This window comes from Streptomyces torulosus (assembly GCF_001419765.1).
Taxonomy (GTDB): domain Bacteria; phylum Actinomycetota; class Actinomycetes; order Streptomycetales; family Streptomycetaceae; genus Streptomyces; species Streptomyces torulosus.
The window spans coordinates 1-19,667 of the sequence record NZ_LIRK01000133.1; the positions used below are offsets into that span (position 1 = coordinate 1).

General features: G+C 72.8%; 21 protein-coding genes and 1 pseudogene. 14 read left to right on the forward strand and 8 right to left on the reverse strand.

Annotated elements, in window-relative coordinates; translation table 11 throughout:
* From AOK23_RS10225 to hypA, 8 genes and pseudogenes are all read left to right on the forward strand, one after another.
* Positions 1 to 433 (forward strand): annotated as a pseudogene (locus tag AOK23_RS10225) (hypothetical protein); the annotation flags it as partial.
* Between the two features lies 1 nt (position 434).
* Positions 435 to 1,523 (forward strand): NADH-quinone oxidoreductase subunit B family protein, encoded by a 1,089-nt coding sequence (locus AOK23_RS10230; RefSeq protein ID WP_055712428.1) that lies wholly within the window; start codon positions 435 to 437, stop codon positions 1,521 to 1,523.
* A gap of 116 nt (positions 1,524 to 1,639) precedes the next feature.
* Positions 1,640 to 3,433, forward strand: coding sequence for a nickel-dependent hydrogenase large subunit (locus AOK23_RS10235; protein WP_055712429.1), 1,794 nt, complete (start codon positions 1,640 to 1,642; stop codon positions 3,431 to 3,433).
* Positions 3,426 to 3,989, forward strand: coding sequence for a NifU family protein (locus tag AOK23_RS10240; RefSeq protein WP_055712430.1), 564 nt, complete (start codon positions 3,426 to 3,428; stop codon positions 3,987 to 3,989). Before AOK23_RS10235 ends, AOK23_RS10240 begins: the two co-directional genes overlap by 8 nt.
* Positions 3,986 to 4,582 (forward strand): DUF5947 family protein, encoded by a 597-nt coding sequence (locus AOK23_RS10245; RefSeq protein ID WP_055712431.1) that lies wholly within the window; start codon positions 3,986 to 3,988, stop codon positions 4,580 to 4,582. Before AOK23_RS10240 ends, AOK23_RS10245 begins: the two co-directional genes overlap by 4 nt.
* Before the next feature lie 41 nt (positions 4,583 to 4,623).
* Positions 4,624 to 4,830 (forward strand): hypothetical protein, encoded by a 207-nt coding sequence (locus AOK23_RS10250; protein ID WP_055712432.1) that lies wholly within the window; start codon positions 4,624 to 4,626, stop codon positions 4,828 to 4,830.
* A gap of 32 nt (positions 4,831 to 4,862) precedes the next feature.
* A complete protein-coding gene (locus tag AOK23_RS47765; protein ID WP_157877989.1) occupies positions 4,863 to 5,054 on the forward strand; it encodes a hypothetical protein in 192 nt (63 codons plus the stop codon).
* A gap of 7 nt (positions 5,055 to 5,061) precedes the next feature.
* A complete protein-coding gene (hypA, locus tag AOK23_RS10255; protein WP_055712433.1) occupies positions 5,062 to 5,418 on the forward strand; it encodes a hydrogenase maturation nickel metallochaperone HypA in 357 nt (118 codons plus the stop codon).
* 80 nt (positions 5,419 to 5,498) lie between these two features.
* On the opposite strand, the gene hypE is transcribed toward hypA, so the two are convergent.
* The 7 genes from hypE to AOK23_RS10290 form a co-directional block, all read right to left on the reverse strand.
* Positions 5,499 to 6,566, reverse strand: a complete 1,068-nt coding sequence (gene hypE, locus AOK23_RS10260; protein WP_055712434.1) for a hydrogenase expression/formation protein HypE — start codon at positions 6,564 to 6,566, stop codon at positions 5,499 to 5,501.
* Positions 6,559 to 7,704, reverse strand: a complete 1,146-nt coding sequence (hypD, locus tag AOK23_RS10265; RefSeq protein ID WP_055712435.1) for a hydrogenase formation protein HypD — start codon at positions 7,702 to 7,704, stop codon at positions 6,559 to 6,561. Before hypD ends, hypE begins: the two co-directional genes overlap by 8 nt.
* Positions 7,701 to 7,982, reverse strand: coding sequence for a HypC/HybG/HupF family hydrogenase formation chaperone (locus tag AOK23_RS10270; protein WP_055511614.1), 282 nt, complete (start codon positions 7,980 to 7,982; stop codon positions 7,701 to 7,703). Before AOK23_RS10270 ends, hypD begins: the two co-directional genes overlap by 4 nt.
* 3 nt (positions 7,983 to 7,985) lie before the next feature.
* On the reverse strand, positions 7,986 to 10,334 hold the full coding sequence (gene hypF / locus AOK23_RS10275) for a carbamoyltransferase HypF (RefSeq protein WP_055712436.1): 2,349 nt from the start codon (positions 10,332 to 10,334) through the stop codon (positions 7,986 to 7,988).
* On the reverse strand, positions 10,331 to 11,074 hold the full coding sequence (hypB, locus tag AOK23_RS10280) for a hydrogenase nickel incorporation protein HypB (RefSeq protein WP_055712437.1): 744 nt from the start codon (positions 11,072 to 11,074) through the stop codon (positions 10,331 to 10,333). The genes hypF and hypB overlap by 4 nt, the downstream gene beginning before the upstream one ends.
* Positions 11,075 to 11,189: 115 nt before the next feature.
* Positions 11,190 to 11,723: a hydrogenase maturation protease gene (locus AOK23_RS10285; RefSeq protein WP_055712438.1), complete on the reverse strand. Its 534-nt coding sequence runs from the start codon at positions 11,721 to 11,723 to the stop codon at positions 11,190 to 11,192.
* Positions 11,720 to 13,465: a hydrogenase maturation protein gene (locus AOK23_RS10290; RefSeq protein WP_055712439.1), complete on the reverse strand. Its 1,746-nt coding sequence runs from the start codon at positions 13,463 to 13,465 to the stop codon at positions 11,720 to 11,722. Before AOK23_RS10290 ends, AOK23_RS10285 begins: the two co-directional genes overlap by 4 nt.
* A 185-nt stretch (positions 13,466 to 13,650) precedes the next feature.
* Between AOK23_RS10290 and AOK23_RS10295 the strand changes: the two genes are divergently transcribed.
* The 6 genes from AOK23_RS10295 to AOK23_RS10320 all read left to right on the forward strand — a co-directional run bounded on the left by AOK23_RS10295 (position 13,651) and on the right by AOK23_RS10320 (position 17,625).
* Entirely contained in the window at positions 13,651 to 13,911 is a 261-nt protein-coding gene (locus AOK23_RS10295; RefSeq protein WP_079049397.1) for a YkoF family thiamine-binding protein, read from the forward strand.
* Positions 13,908 to 14,285, forward strand: coding sequence for a helix-turn-helix domain-containing protein (locus AOK23_RS10300; RefSeq protein WP_055712441.1), 378 nt, complete (start codon positions 13,908 to 13,910; stop codon positions 14,283 to 14,285). Before AOK23_RS10295 ends, AOK23_RS10300 begins: the two co-directional genes overlap by 4 nt.
* Positions 14,286 to 14,404: 119 nt before the next feature.
* Positions 14,405 to 14,914, forward strand: coding sequence for a 2-oxo-4-hydroxy-4-carboxy-5-ureidoimidazoline decarboxylase (gene uraD, locus AOK23_RS10305; protein ID WP_055712442.1), 510 nt, complete (start codon positions 14,405 to 14,407; stop codon positions 14,912 to 14,914).
* Between the two features lie 7 nt (positions 14,915 to 14,921).
* Positions 14,922 to 15,311 (forward strand): hydroxyisourate hydrolase, encoded by a 390-nt coding sequence (gene uraH / locus AOK23_RS10310; protein ID WP_055712443.1) that lies wholly within the window; start codon positions 14,922 to 14,924, stop codon positions 15,309 to 15,311.
* A 5-nt stretch (positions 15,312 to 15,316) separates the two neighbouring features.
* Positions 15,317 to 16,210: a factor-independent urate hydroxylase gene (gene pucL / locus AOK23_RS10315; protein ID WP_055712444.1), complete on the forward strand. Its 894-nt coding sequence runs from the start codon at positions 15,317 to 15,319 to the stop codon at positions 16,208 to 16,210.
* Between the two features lie 41 nt (positions 16,211 to 16,251).
* Positions 16,252 to 17,625: an 8-oxoguanine deaminase gene (locus tag AOK23_RS10320; RefSeq protein WP_055712445.1), complete on the forward strand. Its 1,374-nt coding sequence runs from the start codon at positions 16,252 to 16,254 to the stop codon at positions 17,623 to 17,625.
* A 296-nt stretch (positions 17,626 to 17,921) separates the two neighbouring features.
* Here the strand turns inward: AOK23_RS10320 and AOK23_RS10325 are convergent.
* Positions 17,922 to 19,667: alpha-N-acetylglucosaminidase (locus tag AOK23_RS10325; protein WP_055712446.1), on the reverse strand; the 1,746-nt coding region annotated here is incomplete at its 5' end.

Below are 19,667 nucleotides of genomic sequence, written 5' to 3' on the forward strand. Positions count from 1 at the left end.
GGCGTCCGCGGCGTCCGCGGCGTCCGCGTCCGAGCGCCCCGTCTGGTGGCAGGAGGGGGCCGACGACGGGCTCTCGCCGACCACCGAGACCGTGCTCGTCGACGGGGTGCCGGTCGGCGGCGGCAGCCGGGTACGGCTACGGCCCCGCAGGAGCGCCGACGCCCAGGACATGTTCCTGGCCGGGCGCACCGCGGAGGTGGCCGCCGTCTTCCACGACGTCGACGGCAGCGTGCATCTCGCCGTCACCCTCGACGACGACCCCGCGTCCGAACTGCACACCTGGTACGGCCGCTTCCTCTACTTCCGGCCCGACGAGCTCGAACCACTGGAGCCCGCCACACCGCCGGACGAGCCGTCGAAACCGGCTCCCGCCGCAGCTTCGGCGCGGCACACGACAACCGACTCCGAGACCCACCGCAGCGGAGGCCGATGACATGACCACCAGCAGCAGTACCACCGAAGTCAGCGAGGAACCCAGCCGCGGCGAGGACCGCGAGGGCTTCGACGAGATCACGATCCTGTGGATCTCCGAAGGCATGAGCTGTGACGGCGACACCGTCTCGCTCACCGCCGCGGGCCAGCCCTCCATCGAGGACCTGGTCCTCGGGCTGATCCCCGGCCTGCCGAAGGTGAACCTCGTCAACAAGGTGCTGTCCCCCAGCCTGGGCGGCGAGGACTTCCTCGCCCCCTACCGGGCGGCGGCACGCGGCGACCTGGCCCCCTTCATCCTCGTCATCGAGGGCTCGATCCCCAACCAGAACATCATCGAGGGCGACGGCTACTGGACGTCCTTCGGCAACGACCCGGAGACCGGTGAGCCGCAGACCATCAACTGGTGGATCGATCAACTCGCCCCCAAGGCCTGGGCGGTGGTCGCCGCCGGCACCTGCGCCACCTTCGGCGGCATCCACGCCATGGCCGGCAACCCGACCGGCTGCATGGGCCTCGCCGACTACCTGGGCTGGGACTACACCTCCCAGGGCGGGCTGCCCGTGGTCAACGTGCCCGGCTGCCCGATCCAGCCCGAGAACTTCATGGAGACCCTGGTCTGGGTCCTTTACCACGCGGCCGGTTCCGCGCCCCCGCCCCCGCTGGACCACATGCTGCGCCCGCAGTGGCTGTTCGGCAAGACGGTCCACGAGGGCTGCGACCGGGGCGCGTACTACGAGCAGGCCGGCTTCGCCAAGGACTACAACTCGCCCAAGTGCCTGGTGAAGACCGGCTGTTGGGGGCCCGTGGTCAACTGCAACGTGCCCAAGCGCGGATGGATGGCCGGAATCGGCGGCTGCCCGAACGTCGGCGGCATCTGCATCGGCTGCACCATGCCCGGCTTCCCCGACGCGTTCATGCCGTTCATGGACGAGCCGCCCGGCGGCACCCTGTCGTCGCTCGCCATCAAGCCGTACGGCGCGGTCATCCGCCGGCTGCGCGGCATGACCAACGAGCTGGTGAACCACGAGCCGAGGTGGCGCCACAACAGGCGCAAGCTCACCAGCGGCTACAACCCGCGCTACCGCCCCTGACCCCGGGCGCACCGCGTCCCACCGCCGCGGGACCGACCACCCGCGGCACCGCAACACCCCCAAGCACCACCAGATCCCCACCCACACCACACCGACAGCGAGGGGCAGCACCGCACATGACCACCACCGAGGCCCGGCCCACCGAGCGCAAGCCGCCACAACTCGTGGACATGTCCTGGGATCCGATCACCCGGATCATCGGGAACCTGGGCATCTACACGAAGATCGACTTCGCCAACCGGGAAGTCGTGGAATGCCACAGCACCTCGTCGCTGTTCCGCGGCTACTCGGTGTTCATGAAGGGCAAGGACCCCCGCGACGCGGGCTTCATCACGTCCCGGATCTGCGGCATCTGCGGCGACAACCACACCACCTGCTCCGACTACGCCCAGCAGATGGCCTACGGCGTCAAGCCGCCCCCGCTGGCCGACTACATCGTCAACCTCGGCGAGGCGGCGGAGTACATCTTCGACCACACGATCTTCCAGGACAACCTGGTCTTCGTGGACTTCTGCGAGGCGATGGTCAAGTCCACCAACCCCGGTGTGCTGGCCCGCGCCGAGAGCACCTCGGCACCCCGCGGCGACATCCACGGCTACCGCACGATCGCCGACATCATGCGGGCCTTCAACCCCTTCGAGGGCGAGGTCTACAAGGAGGCCCTGAAGGTCAGCCGCATCACGCGCGAGATGTTCTGCCTGATGGAGGGGCGGCACGTCCACCCGTCCACGCTGTACCCGGGTGGTGTCGGCACGATGCCGCAGCCGACCACCTTCACCGACTACCTCAGCCGGCTCATGCGGGTCATCGACTTCGTGAAGAAGGCCGTCGCCATGAACGACGACGTCTTCGACTTCTTCTACGAGGCGCTGCCCGGCTACGAGGAGGTCGGCCGTCGCCGTGTCCTGCTGGGCTGCTGGGGCGCCTTCCAGGACCCCATGACCGTCGACTACCGCTACGAGACGATGAACACCTGGGGCAAGCAGATGTACGTCACCCCGGGCATCATCGTCGACGGCGAGCTCGTCACCAACAACCTCATCGACATCAACCTCGGCCTGCGCATCATGCTGGGCAGTTCGTACTACGAGGACTGGGTCAACGAGAAGCCGTTCGTCACCCACGACCCGCTCGGCAACCCCGTCGACATGCGCCACCCGTGGAACCAGACCACCGTCCCGGTGCCGCAGAAGCGCGACTTCGACGACAAGTACAGCTGGGTCATGAGCCCCCGCTGGCTCGACCCGCGCACCGGGGACCACCTCGCCCTCGACACCGGCGGCGGCCCCCTCGCCCGCCTGTGGTCGACCGCGCTGAGCGGCCTCGTCGACACCCCGTACGTCAAGGCCACCGGCCACAGCGTGCGCATCTCCCTGCCCAAGGGCGAGAAGCTCCCGGAGACGACGTTCGAGTGGCGCATCCCGCAGTGGAGCAACACCATCGAACGCGACCGCGCCCGGCCGTACTTCGTCGCCTACGCGGCCGCGATGGCCCTCCAGTTCCTGGAAGAGGCCATGGGGCTGGTGCGGGCCGGCGAGACCAAGGTGTTCGAGAACTTCGAGGTGCCCGACGAGGCGATCGGCTGCGGCTTCCACGAGGCCGTGCGCGGTGTCCTCTCCCACCACCTGGTGATCAAGGACAAGAAGATCGCCAACTACCACCCGTACCCGCCCACCCCGTGGAACGCCAGCCCCCGCGACAAGTTCGGCACCCCCGGCCCGTACGAGGACGCCGTCCAGGGCCAGCCGATCTTCGAGGAGAACGGGCCCGACGACTTCAAGGGCATCGACATCATGCGCACCGTGCGCAGCTTCGACCCCTGTCTGCCGTGCGGCGTCCACATGTACGTCGGCAAGGGCAAGACGCTGACCACGCTCCACTCGCCGACGTACGGGGCGAACCATGGCTGAGGCCGCCGCCCCCGCCCGGCTCGCGGACCTCGACGTCGAGGCCCGGCTGGCCCGCCTCGACGAGCTGCTGGAGGAGGTCGAGTCCGCGCCCGGCCCCGCCACACGCGCGGCGACCGACGCGGTACGGCTGCTCACCGAGGTCTACGGCGAGGCCCTGGCCCGCGTCCTGGACCAGGCGGACGCGCCGCTCGCCGAACGCCTCGCCGACGACGAGCTGCTCGGCCATCTGCTGGTGCTGCACGACATCCACCCCGAGCCCCCCGAGGACCGGGCGGCCCGCGCGGTCGAACGCCTGCGGCCCGCCGTGCGGGAACGCGGCGGCGACGTCGAATGGGCCGGCGTCGACGGGGACGTGGCCCGGGTACGGCTGACGTCGGGCGGCGGTTGCGGATCCGGCTGCGGAGGCGGAGGCGGAGGCGGCGGCGACGTGAGTGCCGCCGTCCGTGAAGCGGTGCTCGCCATGGCACCCGAGCTGACGGCGGTGGAGCCGGTGCCGGAGGCCCCGGCCCCCGCGTTCGTGCCGCTGACCACCCTCAAGCGCCGGGGTGCCCCATGACCACCGAGGGCGCACTGGCCCGCCTCATCCGGTCCTCGGCCGACCGCGCCGCGGCGGCCGGGGCGGAGGCGTGCGACCTGTGCGCGGCACCGGTCGCCGACGAGCACGCCCACCTCTACGACACCGGGCAGGCGGAGGTGCGCTGCGTGTGCGGCCCCTGCTCGGTGCTGTTCGCCGACGCCAAGGCGGCGGAGGGCCACCACCGGCTCGTGCCCCGGCGCCGGGTGCGGCTGCCCCACCTGGACACCGCCGTCCTGGGGGTGCCGGTCGGCCTGGTGTTCTTCGTGCCCCGTACCGACGGCACGGTGACCGCCGAGGGCCCGAGCCCCGCGGGCGCCATGCGGTGGGAGGTGGATGCCTCGGCCTGGAAGGAGCTGGCCGGGACGTGTCCGCCGCTCGCCGGCATGGAACCCGATGTGGAGGCCCTCCTGGTGAACACCGTCCACGGCCTCGACCACCACTGGATCGTGCCGATCGACGACTGCTACCGCATGGTCGCCCTCGTACGCCGCGAGTGGCGCGGCCTGTCCGGCGGCGGCCGGGTCTGGCCGGCCGTCGAGGAATTCTTCGAGGACCTCACCGAGCGGTCATGACCACGCACTCCGCAGGTCGGAGGCGAGGAAGGAGAACACCCATGGGCAGCATCAGAGTGGGCCGGGCCCAGGCCAGGCCCGACACGCCCCGGCACGTCATGGGCATGCACCAGGGCAACCGGGGACCGTACAAGGATCAGAAGGGACACCACGAGGACGGCACCGCCGACGCGCGCCGTTCCACCGGGATCCACTGGAAGCGGCATGACACCCTCGCGGAGACCATGCCGAACATCTCACCGGGATGAGACAGCAGGGAGTCGCCGCAATGATGACGTACATGCGTGCACGAAGGCCCGCCGCCCACCGCGGACGGAGCGGGATGACGGGACAGCGGGTCCTGATGGCCGAGGCCGCCATGGTCGGCGGTCTGGCCCTGGTGCTGTTCCTGTGGGAGCTGCCCAGCCTGCGGCGCGAGGCGCGGATCTGGCGGATGGCCGGCGGCTTCCGAGCCGGCCACCGGTATCCGTGAGCCGACCGTGCACGAACTGTCGATCGCGACCGCGATCATCGAACGGGCCGACGAGATGGCCCGTGCGGACGGCACGGACTCCGTCTCGGCGGTGACCGTCCGGGTCGGGGAGCTGGCGGGCGTCGTTGCCGACGCCCTCAGCTTCGCCTTCGAGGTGGCCCGTGACGGCACCGCCCTCGCCGGGGCCCGGCTCCAGGTCGAGCAGGTCCCCGCACAGGCCTGGTGCGGCCCGTGTGCCGAGGAGTTCGCGGTGGGCATGCCGCCGTTCTTCTGGTGCCCGCGCTGCGACCGGCCCTCCACCGAGCTGCGCAGCGGCCGGGAACTGGAGATCACCGCGATCGAACCGGCACCGGCCACCGCATAGTCCGATCCGAGGGCCGGCACCGGCCACCGCACAGCCCGAGGGCCCCGCCGGCGTACCGGCGGGGCCCTCGGACGTCCTCCTCAGCAGATGCGCGGCAGCTGCTCGCCGAGCGGCAGGTCCACCACCCGCTCGCCGCCGAGAGCGGTGGCGACCACGACCATCCCCGGATGGTCGGCGACACACTCGCCGATCAGCGTGGCCCCGGCGCCCTGAGGGTGGGCGCGCATCGCCGCCAGCACCTCCTCCGCCGCCGACGGCGGGACGAAGGCCACCAGGCGGCCCTCGTTGGCGACGTAGAGCGGGTCGAGCCCTAGGAATCCGCAGGCGTTGGCCACCGCGTCCGGCACCGGAATCGCGCGCTCCTGGAGGCGGACGCCGGTCCCGGAGGCACGGGCGATCTCGTTCAGGGACGCCGCGAGGCCGCCCCTGGTGGGATCGCGCAGCACATGGATGTCGGGGGTGACGGCGAGCATCGCCGCGACCAGGTCCGCGAGCGGCGCCGTGTCGCTCGCGACGTCCACCCCGAACTCCAGCCCCTCCCGCACGCTCATGATCGCCACCCCGTGCAGGCCGATCGGCCCGCTGACGATGACGGCGTCCCCCGGCCGCGCCCGCTGCGGCCGGATGTCCACGCCGTCCGGGACGAGGCCCACACCGGCGGTGGTGACGTACACCCCGTCGCCGTGCCCGGACTCCACCACCTTGGTGTCCCCCGTGGCGACCATGACGCCGGCGGCCCCGGCCGCCGCTCCCATGGCGCGCGCGATCCGATCCACGACCGCCAGCTCCACGCCCTCCTCCAGGACGAAGGCGGCGGACAGGTACGCGGGCCGGGCACCGCTCATCGCCAGGTCGTTGACGGTGCCGTTGACCGCCAGGTCCCCCAGGCAGCCGCCGGGGAAGAACAGCGGCCGGACCACATAGGAGTCGGTGGAGAACGCCAGCCGCGCGCCGCCCAGTTCGAGGACTGCGGAGTCGGCGAGCGAGGCCAGGACGGCGTTGCCGTAGGCGGGGGCGAAGACCTGCTCCACCAGTTCCGCCGACAGCGCTCCCCCTCCGCCGTGGCCCATGACCACGACCGGCTGGTCGCGCAGTGGGGCGGGGCAGGTCCACTGGGTGGGGTCGACCACATCGACGTGTTCAGGCAACGGGGTTCATCTCCTCCCGCGCGACCGGAGCGGCCTGCGGTGTCGGGCCGTCGTTCATCCGGCGGTACAGGTAGTACGCCGCGCAGGCGCCCTCGCTGGACACCATGGTGGCGCCGAGCGGGGTGCGCGGGGTGCAGGTGGTGCCGAACGCGGCGCACTCCGTGGGTTTGATCAGCCCCTGCAGCACCTCGCCGCTGCGGCACTCGGCCGGCTCCTCGGTACGGATACCGGTGACGTCGAAGCGGTGCTCGGCGTCGAACGCGCGGAACGCGTCGGTGAGCCGCCAGCCACTCGCGGGGATGCGTCCGATGCCCCGCCAGTTGCGGTCGGTGACCTCGAACACCTCCTCGATCATGCGGACGGCGGCCGGGTTGCCCTCGTCGCGCACGGCACGCGCGTAGGCGTTCTCCACGCGGTGCTCACCGCGCTCCAACTGGCGGACCGCGCGGCGGATGCCCTCCAGGATGTCCAGCGGTTCGAAGCCGGTCACCACGATCGGGACGCCGTACCGCTCGGCGAGTTCCGGGTACTCGGCCGTGCCCATCACGCTGCACACGTGTCCGGCGGCCAGGAAGCCCTGTACCCGGCAGGTGGGCGCCGTCATGATGGCCTCGACGGCCGGGGGCACCCGCACGTGCGACACCAGCAGGCTGAAGTTGGTCAGGCCCAGGCGGCGCGCCTGGTGCACGGCCATCGCGTTGGCGGGGGCCGTGGTCTCGAAGCCGATGGCGAAGAAGACCACCTCCCGGTCCGGGTTGCGGCGGGCCAGCTCCAGCGCGTCGAGCGGCGAGTACACCACGCGGACGTCGCCGCCCCCGCCCTTGACCCGGAACAGGTCCCGGTCGGTGCCGGGCACCCGGAGCATGTCCCCGAAGGAACAGAAGATCACCCCGGGGCGGGCGGCGATCTCCAGCGCCTTGTCGATGACCTCCAGCGGCGTCACGCACACCGGGCAGCCGGGCCCGTGGATCAACTCCACCTCGTCGGGCAGCAGACGGTCGATGCCGTGCCGGACGATCGAGTGGGTCTGCCCGCCGCACACCTCCATCAGGGCCCACGGCCGGGTGGCGGTGGCACGGATCTCGTCCAGCAGCCGCCGCGCCAGAGCGGGGTCGTTGAACTCGTCGATGTACTTCACGGGGTTCCCGCCTCCTTCGCCGCCTGCTCCCAGGCGTCGCCGAACTCCTCCTCCAGCAGCCCCAGTTCCTCGAAGAGCTTCAAGGACGCCAGGGCCGACTCCTCGTCCAGGCGCTGGAGCGCGAACCCGACGTGCACGATGACGTACTCACCGACACGCACATCGGGCACGTACTCCAGACACGCCTGTTTCTGCACACCGCCGAAGTCGATCAGCCCGGTGAGGGGGTCGGCGCTGTCGTCGATGGCCACGACCTTGCCGGGCACTGCCAAACACATGGGTCACTCCTCTTGTCGTCGGTGAGCCGCGACCACCAGTTGGCCGAGGGCCAGCCCTCCGTCGTTCGGCGGGACCTCGCCGTGCCGCAGCACCGTGAAGCCCGCCCCGGCCAGCAGCCGCGCGCACTCCGCCTCCAGCAGGGCGTTGGCGAAGACACCGCCGCTCAGGGCGACGACGTCAAGGCCGGTGTCCCGGCGCGCCCGTCGGCAGAGCTCCGTGACGGCCCGCGCGACGCCCCGGTGGAAGCGCGCCGCGAGCACCGCGGGCGGGGTGCCCCGGCGCAGATCGGCGACGAGCGCGCGCAGCACGGGCGCCGGGTCCCACACGCCGTCGCTGATGCCGAAGGCGTACGCCGAGGTGTCCGCGTCCCAGACCGAGGCCGCGGCGGCCTCCAGCTCCAGGGCGGCCTGCGCCTCGTACCCCGCGCGGTGGCACACGCCGGCGAGGGACGACACGGCGTCGAAGAGACGGCCCATGCTGGAGGTCGCCACACAGGCCAGCCCGCGCGTCAACTGCCGCTCCAGCAGGTGGAGTTCATCGCGGGTGCAGGCGGTCGTGCAGGGCAGGTCGGGGTCCCACGCCAGGCCCGCCGCCCACAGCCGGGCCAGCGCGAGGCGGCAGGGGTTCGCCACGCCCGCGTCGCCGCCCGGCAGCGGGGCCGGGGCCAGGTGGGCGAGGCGCCGGTGGCCCGCGTAGTCGGCGAGCAGGATCTCACCGCCCCAGACGGTGCCGTCGTCGCCGTAGCCCGTGCCGTCGAACGCGACGCCGATGACGGGTGTCGTGCCGTCGAGGCCGTGCTCGGCCATCGCCGACGCGATGTGCGCGTGGTGGTGCTGGACCAGCACGGGTCTGCCCCCGGCCAGCCGGGCGGCCCACCGGGCGGAGTGGTAGCCGGGGTGCCGGTCCGCGGCGATCAGCTCGGGGCTGACACCGGTCAGGCTCCGCATCCGCGTCTCCGCCCGCCGGGCCGCCTCCAGCGTGGTCAGGTCGCCCATGTCGCCGATGTGCGGGCCGAACCATGCCTGGTCGCCCTCGCCGACGCACAGGGCGTTCTTCAGGTCGCCGCCCACCGCGAGCGCGGGCCGCACCGCCACCGGCAGCCGCAGCGGGCGGGGCACGTACCCGCGGGAGCGGCGCAGCACCTGCTCGGTGCCGTCGGCGCGCACCCGCAGCAGGGAGTCGTCGCAGGGCGCGGAGACCTCCCGGTCATGGGCGAGCCAGGCGTCCGCGAGCCCCGCCAGCCGGGTCAGCGCCTCGTCGTCGTCCGTGACGATCGGTTCCCCCGAGCGGTTGCCGCTCGTCATCACCAGCACGCGCGGGCCCGGCGGATCGCCGGGCAGCCCGAACAGCAGCGCGTGCAGCGGGGTGTACGGCAGCATCACGCCGAGGTGCGGGCTGCCGGGGCACACTCCGGGCGCGAGCACCCCCTGCCCGGCGCGCGGGCGCAGCAGGACGATGGGACGCCGGGGGCCGGTGAGCGTCGCCGCCTCGGCCGCGGAGACGGCGGCGATCCGCCGTACGGTGTCGAGGTCCGCGCACATCACCGCGAACGGCTTGCCGCCGCGCGCCTTGCGGGCGCGCAGGGTGTCGACGGCGGTCGCGTCGGTGGCGTCGCACGCCAGGTGGTAGCCGCCGAGGCCCTTGACGGCGACGATCCGGCCGGCGGCCAGCAGCGCGCGGGCCGCCGTGAGGGCGTCGGCGCCGAGGGCGGGCCGGGCAGCGCCGCCCGGCATGGGCACCAGCCGCAACCGGGGCCCGCAGTCGGGGCAGGCGACGGGCTGGGCGTGGAAGCGGCGGTCGCCGGGGTCGCCGTACTCGCGGGCGCAGGCCGGACACAGGGGGAAGCCGGCCATGGTGGTGACCGCCCGGTCGTAGGGCATCCCGGTGGCGATGGTGAAGCGGGGACCGCAGTGGGTGCAGGTGACGAAGGGGTGCCGGTGCCTGCGGTCGGCCGGGTCGGCCAGCTCCCGCAGACAGTCCTCGCAGGTCGCCACGTCCGGCGGGAGCAGGGTGCGGCCCGGGGACCGGTCGGTGGAGCGGATCGTGAAGGTGTCGTCGGCGCCGGTGACGGCCAGTTCCTCGACGCCGACGGCGGTGACGGTGGCCAACGGGGGCGGCTCGGCGGCCAGTCGGTCGCAGAAGCGGGCGATGCCGTCGGGCGGCCCCTCCACCTCGATGAGCACGCCGTCCGCCGTGTTGCCCACGAACCCGGCCAGTTCCAGGTCGGTGGCCAGACGGTGGACGAAGGGGCGGAAGCCGACGCCCTGCACGGTTCCGCGGACGGTGACGCGTCGGCGCACCGTCCGGGCGCCGCCGGTGCCGCGCGGGGTGCGGGTGGCGGGCGCCGTCACGAGACGCGGCCGGCCGCGAGGCCGGACGCGGCGTCGTCATGGCGGTGCGGGCGCGGCGCCAGGGGAGGCCGGTGGACGGGCGCCCCGTCCCGCACGGCGAGCACCCGCTCCAGGACGGTGTCGACGCCCTCGCCGCCGCGGGCGCTGGACCGCACCACCTCCACCCCCGGGTTGACCCGCTGGACATGGGCGAGGAAGGCGGACTCGTCGAACCCGGCGGCCTCGGCGAGGTCGGTCTTGGTGAGCACCACGAGCTGGGCGGAGCCGAAGGCCGTGGGGTACTTCAGCGGCTTGTCCTCGCCCTCCGTCACCGCCATCAGGACGATCCGCAGGCTCTCCCCGAGGTCGTAGGAGGCCGGGCAGACGAGGTTGCCGACGTTCTCCACGAACAGCAGCGAGGTGTCGGCGGGCAGCCAGCTCTCCACGTGACCGCGCAGCTGCCGGGCCTCCAGATGGCAGAGCCCGTCGGTCAGCAGCTGCTTCACCGGTGCCCCCGAGCGGGCGAGCCGGTGGGCGTCGTTCTCGGTCGCCAGGTCCGCGGTCAGCGCGGCCACCGGGACCCCCCGCTCCACGGCCCGGGCCAGCACCCGGCCGAGCAGTTCGGTCTTGCCGCTGCCCGGGCTGGACAGCAGGTTGACCACGGTCACCCCGCGGCCGGTGAGTTCGTCGCGCAGGCTCGCGGCCAGCCCGTCGTTCTTCGCCAGGACGGCCTGGGTGACGTCGTCCACGGACTCGCACATGGGCACAGCTCCTCGCGGGATTCGGGTGCGTCGGACCGCTGCCGATCCTGCGCGCCCCCGGCCGCCGGACCGGGGAGACGGGCCGCGGGCGGGCCCTCGGATTCCTCCGGGCGGCTCAACCAGGGATCGCGGCCCGGGTCAGGGGAGGCATCGCCGCCGGGTCGGCGAGCAGCGCCGGGACCAGGGTGTGCAGCGCGGTGACGGCCCGCGCGACGGCGTCGCGCACCGTCGCGCTGACGCCGGGGGCGATGTCCTCGTCGCCCTGCGGCAGCACCTCCGGTTCACAGGCGAGGACGAGGACGCGGGGGAGCGGCTCGTCGCCGAGGTGGGCGGCCAGGGCGAGGACCTTCGCCGGGTCCATGCCGTGCGCCTCGGGCGGGGGGCCGCCGTTGGCGCGGTCGGGGAGTTCCGGTTCGATCAGCGACAGGGTGCCGGGCCGGTGGCCGCGCGCGCAGGCGTCGACCAGGACGGCGGTGTCGTAGCCGCCGAGCAGTTCGTAGGCGAGGTCCATGCCGCGGATGCCGAAGTCCCGCACCCGCGCCTCGGGCGGCAGCGGGCGCCCTTCGAGGGCGCGGATCACCTCGGGGCCGAAGGCGTCGTCCGCGAGGAAGATGTTGCCGACGCCCGCCACCAGCAGCCGCGCGCTCATCGTGCGCCTCCCGTGGCCAGGGGCCGGGCGGAGCCGTGCGGGAGCTTCCGCACGAACGCCGAGCGCAGGGCGTGGTACGGGGCGTGGGGATCGAAGAAGACGGCGTGCATCCGGGCGAGTTCGTCCCGCCGGTGATCGGCGAGCGGCCGCCGTTCCTCGTCCGCCCGCCGGGCCGCGGCCTTCGCGGCGATCCGCGACGCGAGGTCCGGGGCGTCGGCCAGCTCCGCCGCCATTCGGGTGACCTCGGTGGTGAAGCCCTGGGGCGGGACCGGCACCGGGCGGTCCACCAGCCCGATTCGCGCGGCGGTCGCGGCACTCACCGGCAGCGCCTCGCCCGTCAGCCGTTCGGCCGTCGCCGCCCCGACGCGGCGGGGAAGCGTGTACGTCCAGTACTCCGACCCGTACAGGCCCATGCGCCGGTAGTGCGGGTTGAGGACGGTGCCCTCGCGGCACCACACCTCGTCGGCGGCCAGGGCGAGCATGACGCCGCCGGCCGCCGCGTTGCCGCCGAGTGCCGCGACCACCAGGCGGTCGGTGGTGTGCAGCACCGCCTCGACCAGGTCGTTCATGGCGTTGAGATTGGCCCAGGACTCGGCCGCCGGGTCGGCCGACGCCTCGATGACGCCCAGGTGGATGCCGTTGGAGAAGAAGTCACGGGACCCGCCGAGCACCAGTACCGGGGTGGGGCGGGCGAGTGCGTACCGGTAGGCGTCGAGGAGCCGGCGGCAGTGGTCGGTGCTCATGGCGCCGCCGGGGAACGAGAAGTCCAGGAACCCGACGGCGCCCTGCCGCCGGTACCGGATGTCGGTGAAGGTGCGCCGGTCCGGGGGCAGTTCGAGCGGGACGGCGCTCACCGGCAGCCGGTGCGGGCGTTCGTCGCCGGCGGACGTCCCCCGGTCGGTGCCGGGCGGGGCGGGGAAGCCGGCGAGGACCGACGCGGCGGGGCGGCGGAACGGCGCCGGGTCGCCGGAACTCTTGCGGGGGCGCAGCTCCAGAATCCACACCGCGCCGTCCCGGGTGGCCCGGCAGACCGCGCCGTCCCGGGTCGCCAGCAGTTCGCCGGGAGCACCGCGGAGCCGGTCCTCGGCGTGTCCGCCGTGCAGGAACACCTCGCGGCCGAGGAGTTCGTCGAGGACGCCCGGCTGCGAGTCGGCCGCGCGGAGCTTCCTCAGCACCGTCTGCGTGCTGTCGTTCTCCCAGTCGATGCCGCGCCGCTCCTGGCGGAAGAAGTCGCGCCACACCACCCGGATCCCGGGATCGCTCTGCGGCCGTGGTTTGAAGGACCCGTCGGCGTACCGCTGGACGGCCAGCAGGACGGCGTTCGAGGCGGCGTCGGCGACCTCGCCCCGGTACAGGTCGCTCTTGCCGACCGGCGGCACCGGGAAGGACTCGGCGGCCCAGACGTCACCGGCGTCCATCCCCGCCTCGGCCTGGAGCACCGTCACACCCCAGTGGGGTGCCTCCTCGGTGATGGCCCAGTCCAGGGAGGACGGACCGCGGTCGCCGGGTGGTCCCGGGTGCACGATGAGGCAGGTGTGCTCCCGCCACACCTCCTCGGGCAGCGCCGTCCTCAGCATCGGCGCGACGATCAGCTCCGGGCGGGCCTCGCGCACGGCGGCCAGGACCGCGTCGGTGCCGTGCGAGGCCAGAACGACGTCGACCCGGTGACCCCGGTCGGACAGTTCCGCGTACACCCGCTGGGAGAGGCTGTTGAACGCGCTGGCTACGAGCAGGATGTCCATGATGGGGAATGTTGGCCTGTTACGGGAGGGTCGCGAAGGACCACGGCGGCGTTTCGCCGGGCCCACCTCCCGACGCGGGCGTCCTCGGCGGGACCCGGTCGCCGTTAAGGTCGTGTCGCAGCGACCGGCACACCGCCGGTGTGATGACAGAACGCGCAGGTCGGATCCGAGGTCATGGGGGCGTAGTGCGATTGAGAGTGGAGTTCACCACCGAGCCGTTCGACCTGGACGAGCCGCCCCGGCACGCGCTGGTCGCCCGCGACGTCATCGAGGCCGCCGAGCTGGACGCGGTCGACGTGGGCCCCTTCGGCAACACCGCCGAGGGCGGCTCCGACGCCGTCCTCGGCGCGGTCGACGCCCTGCTGCGCCGGGCGCTGGAGGCGGGCGCCACCCGGGTCTCGCTCCAGGTCAACGTGGTCGGGGAGTCCGGGGAGGGGCAGGGGTGACCGCCGCCGGGGACGACCCCTTCGTCGCGGCCGTCAAGCCGCTGGTCGACGCCATGGGCGGGGTCCTGCTGCCGCCGGGCGAGGCCGGCCCCGACGACGTCGTGCTCTCCTGGCAGGGCGCCGACGTCGTCGCCGTCCGGCTGCCGCAGCTCGCCGAGTCGCTGGACCACATCCTCGCCGCGCTGGAGCGCCGGCACGGCAAGCCCCTCGCCGACCTCGACCGCAAGACCAAGCAGGAGATCGTGCGGACGCTGGAGGCGCGCGGCGCGTTCTCCGTACGGCACGGCGTGGAGACCGTCGCGAGCGCGCTCGGCGTCAGTCGCTTCACCGTCTACAACTACCTGAACAGGGAGAACGCGGCCAAGGGCCGATGACGGGCCGCCCCGCCGATCGAGGGGCGCCACCGCGTTTTTTCAACAAACTGTTGACGTGATGTCGTCGCGGGGCGTTAGCTTGCCGTAGCCAGTCCAGCACCACGGCCACGGAGGCTCCCGTGACTTCGCGTTCCTCGACGCCGGGCCTCGCCCGGTTCAACACCCTGGAGAAGCAAGCCGCCGTCGCCGCGCTCCACGAGGCGTGTGCCTCGGCGGAATGGGGGCGCAGACTGCTCGCCGGCCGGCCCTACGCCACCGTCGACGACCTGCTCGCCGCCAGTGACGCCGCCATGGCGGAACTGACCGCCGAGGACCTGGCGGAGGCGATGGCCGGACACCCGCCGATCGGCCGCCCCACGCCGGGCGACGCGACCTCCGCCCGGGAGCAGCGCGGCATGTCCGGCGCCTCCGACGCGTTGAAGGCCGAGATGCTCGAACTGAACCTGGCCTACCAGGAGAAGTTCGGCCATGTCTTCCTGATCTGCGCCACCGGCCGCACCGGCGAGCAGATGCGCGACGCGGTCGCGGAGCGCATCGGCAACACGCCGGAGGAGGAACGGGAGATCGTCCGCGTCGAACTGGGCAAGATCAACCGCATCCGCCTGACCCGACTGGTCGAAGAGGACTGAGAGCAGCATGAGCACCAGCACCACGGCCTCCGTGTCCACGCACATCCTGGACACCAGCGTCGGCCGCCCCGCCCCCGGGGTCGCCGTCCGCCTCGCCGCCCGTCCGGGACGCGACGCCGACTGGCGGGCCCTCGGCGGTTCCGCGACCGACGCCGACGGCCGGTGCAAGGACCTCCCGGCGCTGCCGGAAGGGACGACCCACGTACGGCTCGACTTCGCCGTGGAGCCGTACTTCGAGACCAAGCGAGCCGAGACACAGCAGGACGCCCCCGCGCATCGGGACAGCGGTGTGTTCTTCCCCGAGGTGGTCATCACGTTCGCCGTCGAAGCCGGCGAGCACTACCACGTACCGCTGCTGCTCAACCCGTTCGGCTACTCCGTATACCGAGGGAGTTAGCACCCATGCCCATCCTTGGACAGAACCAGTACGGCAAGGCCGAGAACCGCGTCGTACGCATCACGCGGGACGGCGCCACCCACCACATCAAGGACCTGAACGTCTCCGTGTCCCTCTCCGGCGACATGGACGAGGTCCACCTCTCCGGCTCCAACGCCAACGTCCTGCCGACGGACACCACCAAGAACACGGTGTACGCCTTCGCCAAGGAGCACGGCATCGAGTCCGCCGAGCAGTTCGGCATCCATCTCGCCCGCCACTTCGTGACCTCCCAGCCGGCCATCCACCGGGCCCGCATCCGCATCGAGGAGTACTCCTGGGAGCGCATCGAGCACTCCGGGAAGGGCGCGCACTCGTTCGTCCGCACGGGCCAGGAGACCCGGCTCGCGCAGATCACGTACGACGGCGCGGCGTGGGAGGTCGTCTCCGGCCTCAAGGACCTCACCGTCATGAACTCGACCGACTCCGAGTTCTGGGGCTACGTCAAGGACAAGTACACGACCCTCCCCGAGGCGCACGACCGCATCCTCGCCACCGACGTCTCCGCCCGCTGGCGGTTCAACTGGACCGACGACGAGCAGCCGATGCCCTCCTGGGACGCGTCGTACGCGCAGGTCAAGCGGCACATGCTGGAGGCCTTCGCCGAGACGTACTCGCTGTCGCTGCAGCAGACCCTCTACGCGATGGGCGCCCGGATCATCGACCACCGGAGCGAGATCGACGAGGTCCGCTTCTCCCTGCCGAACAAGCACCACTTCCTGGTGGACCTCGCCCCGTTCGGCCTCAAGAACGACAACGAGGTGTACTTCGCCGCCGACCGCCCCTACGGCCTCATCGAGGCGACCGTCCTGCGGGACGGCGTCGAGGCGCGCATCCCGGCCGATCTCACCAACCTCTGACGCGGACCCGGAACGTACACCGGGAGTAGGGACGAACAACGATGGCACAGCGCATCGTCATCGAGAACGCGGCGATCGCGACCGTGGACGCGCGGGACACCGAGTACACGTCGGGCCATGTGGTGGTCGCGGACAACGTGATCGAGTCGGTCGGCGCGGGCCGGGCCCCCGAGGGCCTGACGGACGTCGTACGCCGGATCGACGCCACCGGACATCTGGTGACCCCCGGCCTGGTGAACACCCACCACCACTTCTACCAGTGGATCACCCGGGGCCTCGCCACCGACCACAACCTCTTCAACTGGCTCGTCGCGCTGTACCCGACCTGGGCCCGCATCGACGAACAGATGACGTACGCGGCGGCCCAGGGCTCCCTCGCGATGATGGCCCGCGGCGGTGTGACGACCGCGATGGACCACCACTACGTCTTCCCGAAGGGCTCCGGCGACCTGTCGGGCGCCATCATCCGGGCGGCCCGAGAGACGGGCGTCCGCTTCACCCTCGCCCGCGGCTCCATGGACCGCAGCGAGAAGGACGGCGGCCTGCCCCCGGACTTCGCGGTCGAGACCCTCGACGGCGCGCTCGCCGCCACCGAGGCGACCGTGAACGAGCACCACGACGCCTCCTTCGGCGCGATGACCCAGGTGGCCGTGGCCCCCTGCTCCCCGTTCTCCGTGTCGACCGAACTCCTCAGGCAGGGCGCCGAGTTGGCCCGCCGCCTCGGGGTGCGGCTGCACACGCACGGCTCGGAGACGGTCGAGGAGGAGAAGTTCTGCCACGAGCTGTTCGGCATGGGCCCCACCGACTACTTCGAGTCGACGGGCTGGCTCGGCGAGGACGTGTGGATGGCGCACTGCGTCCACATGAACGACTCCGACATCGACGCCTTCGCCCGGACGAGGACCGGAGTCGCCCACTGCCCGTCCTCCAACGCCCGCCTCGCCGCCGGTATCGCCCGCGTCCCCGACATGCTGGCGGCCGGCGTCCCGGTCGGCCTCGGCGTCGACGGCACCGCCTCCAACGAGTCCGGCGAACTCCACACCGAGCTGCGCAACGCGCTCCTCGTCAACCGCCTCGGCCCGCACCGCGAAGCCGCGCTCGACGCCCGTCAGGCGCTGCGCCTCGGCACCTACGGCGGCGCCCAGGTCCTCGGCCGGGCGGCCGAGATCGGCTCCCTGGAGCCGGGCAAGCTCGCCGACCTGGTCCTGTGGAAGCTGGACACCCTCGCCCACGCGTCCATCGCCGACCCGGTGACCGCCCTGGTCTTCGGTGCGGCGGCCCCCGTGACCCTGTCGCTGGTGGGCGGCCGGCCCGTCGTGGAGGACGGCCGTCTGCTGCACGTGGACGAGGACGCGATCGCCCGCTCGACACGGGACGAGGCCCGGCGACTGGCCCGGATCGCGGCCGGCGACTGACCCCACCACTGCGCGCCGACGTCGCCGCGGGATCCCCGCCTGTGCCGTACGGCGCCCGGACTCCGGCCGAGGGGGACGGCCCTCGGCCGGAAGCCGTGGACCCGAGCGGGGTCCACGACGGCCGTCTCCGGGGCGCACAGCGACTGTGCGCCCCGGAACGGTGCGACTGACTCCGCGGCGACGGCTCGGGCCGGGGGGCCGACCCGTGTCGAGCACCGGCAAGCCCGTGAACGTCTCCACCCACACCGACTCAGGCGTCGGCGGGCGGCCGACCCTCGACAGACGGGCCCGGCCTTTCAGGAGAGTGCCGTGAGCCGCTCCCACACCTGCGTGGCCACCGTGTACGTGTCGCCGGTCGGCTCGGTGGTGAGTGGTCCCGGGTTCCGGGTCCAGTGGTCCTCCAGCGCGAACCAGTCGATCTTCTTCGGCGCCCGCCCCTCGGCGAGCGCGGCCCGCAGCTCCTCGAAATACGTCGACCAGCGCAGCCGGTACAGCCCGCCGACCAGGCCCGCCCACTCCCGGTTCGCGTAGTCGCGCAGCCCCGCGTCCGCGCCCGCGCGGGTGCCCCACACGGTCAGCAGCGACAGATTGTCGTACGCCAACCGCTCCCGCTCGGCGTCGCCCGCCCCCCAGGCGCGCGCGTCCGCGACCCAACGGCCCAGCAGATGACGGGAGTCGGTGGCCAGCAGCCGGTCCAGCAGATCCATCAGGGACAGCCACACCTCCGCCAGCTCCTTCAGCCGGGCGGCGTCCCGGGCGTCGTACGCCTCCTTGATCCGCGGCAGCAGGACGCGGCTGCGGTTGGAGAGGGTCTGGCGGGCCACGTCGAGGAGATCCCGCCGGTAGGCGGACGAGGTGCGCAACGCGGACCGTACGCGCAGCAGTTCACCGAGGGCCGGCTCCAGGTCCGCCGCCGTGTACCGGAGTTGCTTGGGCGACCAGCGGGCCGCCCGGACGACGGTGAGCGCCGGGCGGGCACCGAACAGGCCGTCGGCGCCCTCGCTCCACCCGTCGGCGCGCGTGGTGCCGTAGACGGTGCGGCGCAGGATGTCCCAGGCGACCTCGGCGTGCGGATCACGGGCGCCGTAACGCGTGTGCGCCCAGTCGGCGAACCACGCCTCCAGGTCCAGCTCGCCCTCGCGCCAGGCGAGTTCGGAGAACAGGGCGAAGGCCGCCGGGTTGTTGTCCGCGGCCTCCGGCAGCAGCGCGATCCCGCGCAGCGCGCTGCCGGGCTTCGTGCGCCACTTCTCGTACAGCTCCGCCCAGTCACGGGTGTTGGCGCCGAGCGCGGTGTGGCCGCCGAAGTTCCAGATCGAGCCGAACGCGTACGGGGTGCCGCCCCAGTCGGCCTCGCGGTCGGTGACCGTCGGGAAACGGTCGGAGAGGCCGTCGACGACGAGCATGTGCTCCTTGTCGACGGCGTCGACGATCGCGCGCGGCGGGTTGTGCTGCCAGCCGAGGATCACCCAGGTGGCGTCGGGGTGGGCCCGCCGCAGCGCCCGCTCGACGCCCTCCGCCGCGTCGCCCACAGGCACGTCGCCCGGGTCGCCGCCCTCGTGCAGCAGGTCCATCTTGTACAGGGTCGACGCCCCGCCGAACAGCTCGTCCTGGGTGCGGTAGAAGGCGGCCGCGACCCGCGCGAAGGCGTCCGTGCGCGGGTCCAGCCAGTCGGGGCGGGAGAAACCCATCCACGTGCCCTGCGGGACCGTCCGCGCTCCGGGGACACGCTCGGCGAAGCCCGGCGGGACCGTCCCGAAGTAGCCGGGGAACACCGGCGTCATGCCCAGCTCGCGCACCCGGTCGGCGATCCGGCGGCCGAGCGCGGCGCGGGCGTCCAGGAGCTGCCGGGAGACGGGGGAGGGGAACGCGGACAGGTTCTGCAGCAGCCACCACGGCTGGTGCGCGGGCCCCGGGATCCACTGCCGCAGTTCCTCCTCCCCGTACCCGAACTCCTGGAACACCCGGTGGTAGAGGGCGTCCGCGCCCGCGTAGACGAGGATCTCGTTGTAGCCGTGCAGCGCCAGCACGTCCAGCTCGCGCTC

Bases quoted from the DNA above. Each gene is read 5' to 3' on its own strand.
- AOK23_RS10270 (WP_055511614.1), bottom strand. From the start codon at position 7,982: ATGTGTTTGGCAGTGCCCGGCAAGGTCGTGGCCATCGACGACAGCGCC.
- AOK23_RS10245 (WP_055712431.1), top strand. From the start codon at position 3,986: ATGACCACCGAGGGCGCACTGGCCCGCCTCATCCGGTCCTCGGCCGAC.
- hypB (WP_055712437.1), bottom strand. From the start codon at position 11,074: ATGTGCGAGTCCGTGGACGACGTCACCCAGGCCGTCCTGGCGAAGAAC.
- uraH (WP_055712443.1), top strand. From the start codon at position 14,922: ATGAGCACCAGCACCACGGCCTCCGTGTCCACGCACATCCTGGACACC.
- AOK23_RS10320 (WP_055712445.1), top strand. From the start codon at position 16,252: ATGGCACAGCGCATCGTCATCGAGAACGCGGCGATCGCGACCGTGGAC.
- AOK23_RS10285 (WP_055712438.1), bottom strand. From the start codon at position 11,723: ATGAGCGCGCGGCTGCTGGTGGCGGGCGTCGGCAACATCTTCCTCGCG.
- AOK23_RS10230 (WP_055712428.1), top strand. From the start codon at position 435: ATGACCACCAGCAGCAGTACCACCGAAGTCAGCGAGGAACCCAGCCGC.
- AOK23_RS10250 (WP_055712432.1), top strand. From the start codon at position 4,624: ATGGGCAGCATCAGAGTGGGCCGGGCCCAGGCCAGGCCCGACACGCCC.
- AOK23_RS10290 (WP_055712439.1), bottom strand. From the start codon at position 13,465: ATGGACATCCTGCTCGTAGCCAGCGCGTTCAACAGCCTCTCCCAGCGG.
- AOK23_RS10240 (WP_055712430.1), top strand. From the start codon at position 3,426: ATGGCTGAGGCCGCCGCCCCCGCCCGGCTCGCGGACCTCGACGTCGAG.
- pucL (WP_055712444.1), top strand. From the start codon at position 15,317: ATGCCCATCCTTGGACAGAACCAGTACGGCAAGGCCGAGAACCGCGTC.
- AOK23_RS47765 (WP_157877989.1), top strand. From the start codon at position 4,863: ATGCGTGCACGAAGGCCCGCCGCCCACCGCGGACGGAGCGGGATGACG.
- AOK23_RS10235 (WP_055712429.1), top strand. From the start codon at position 1,640: ATGACCACCACCGAGGCCCGGCCCACCGAGCGCAAGCCGCCACAACTC.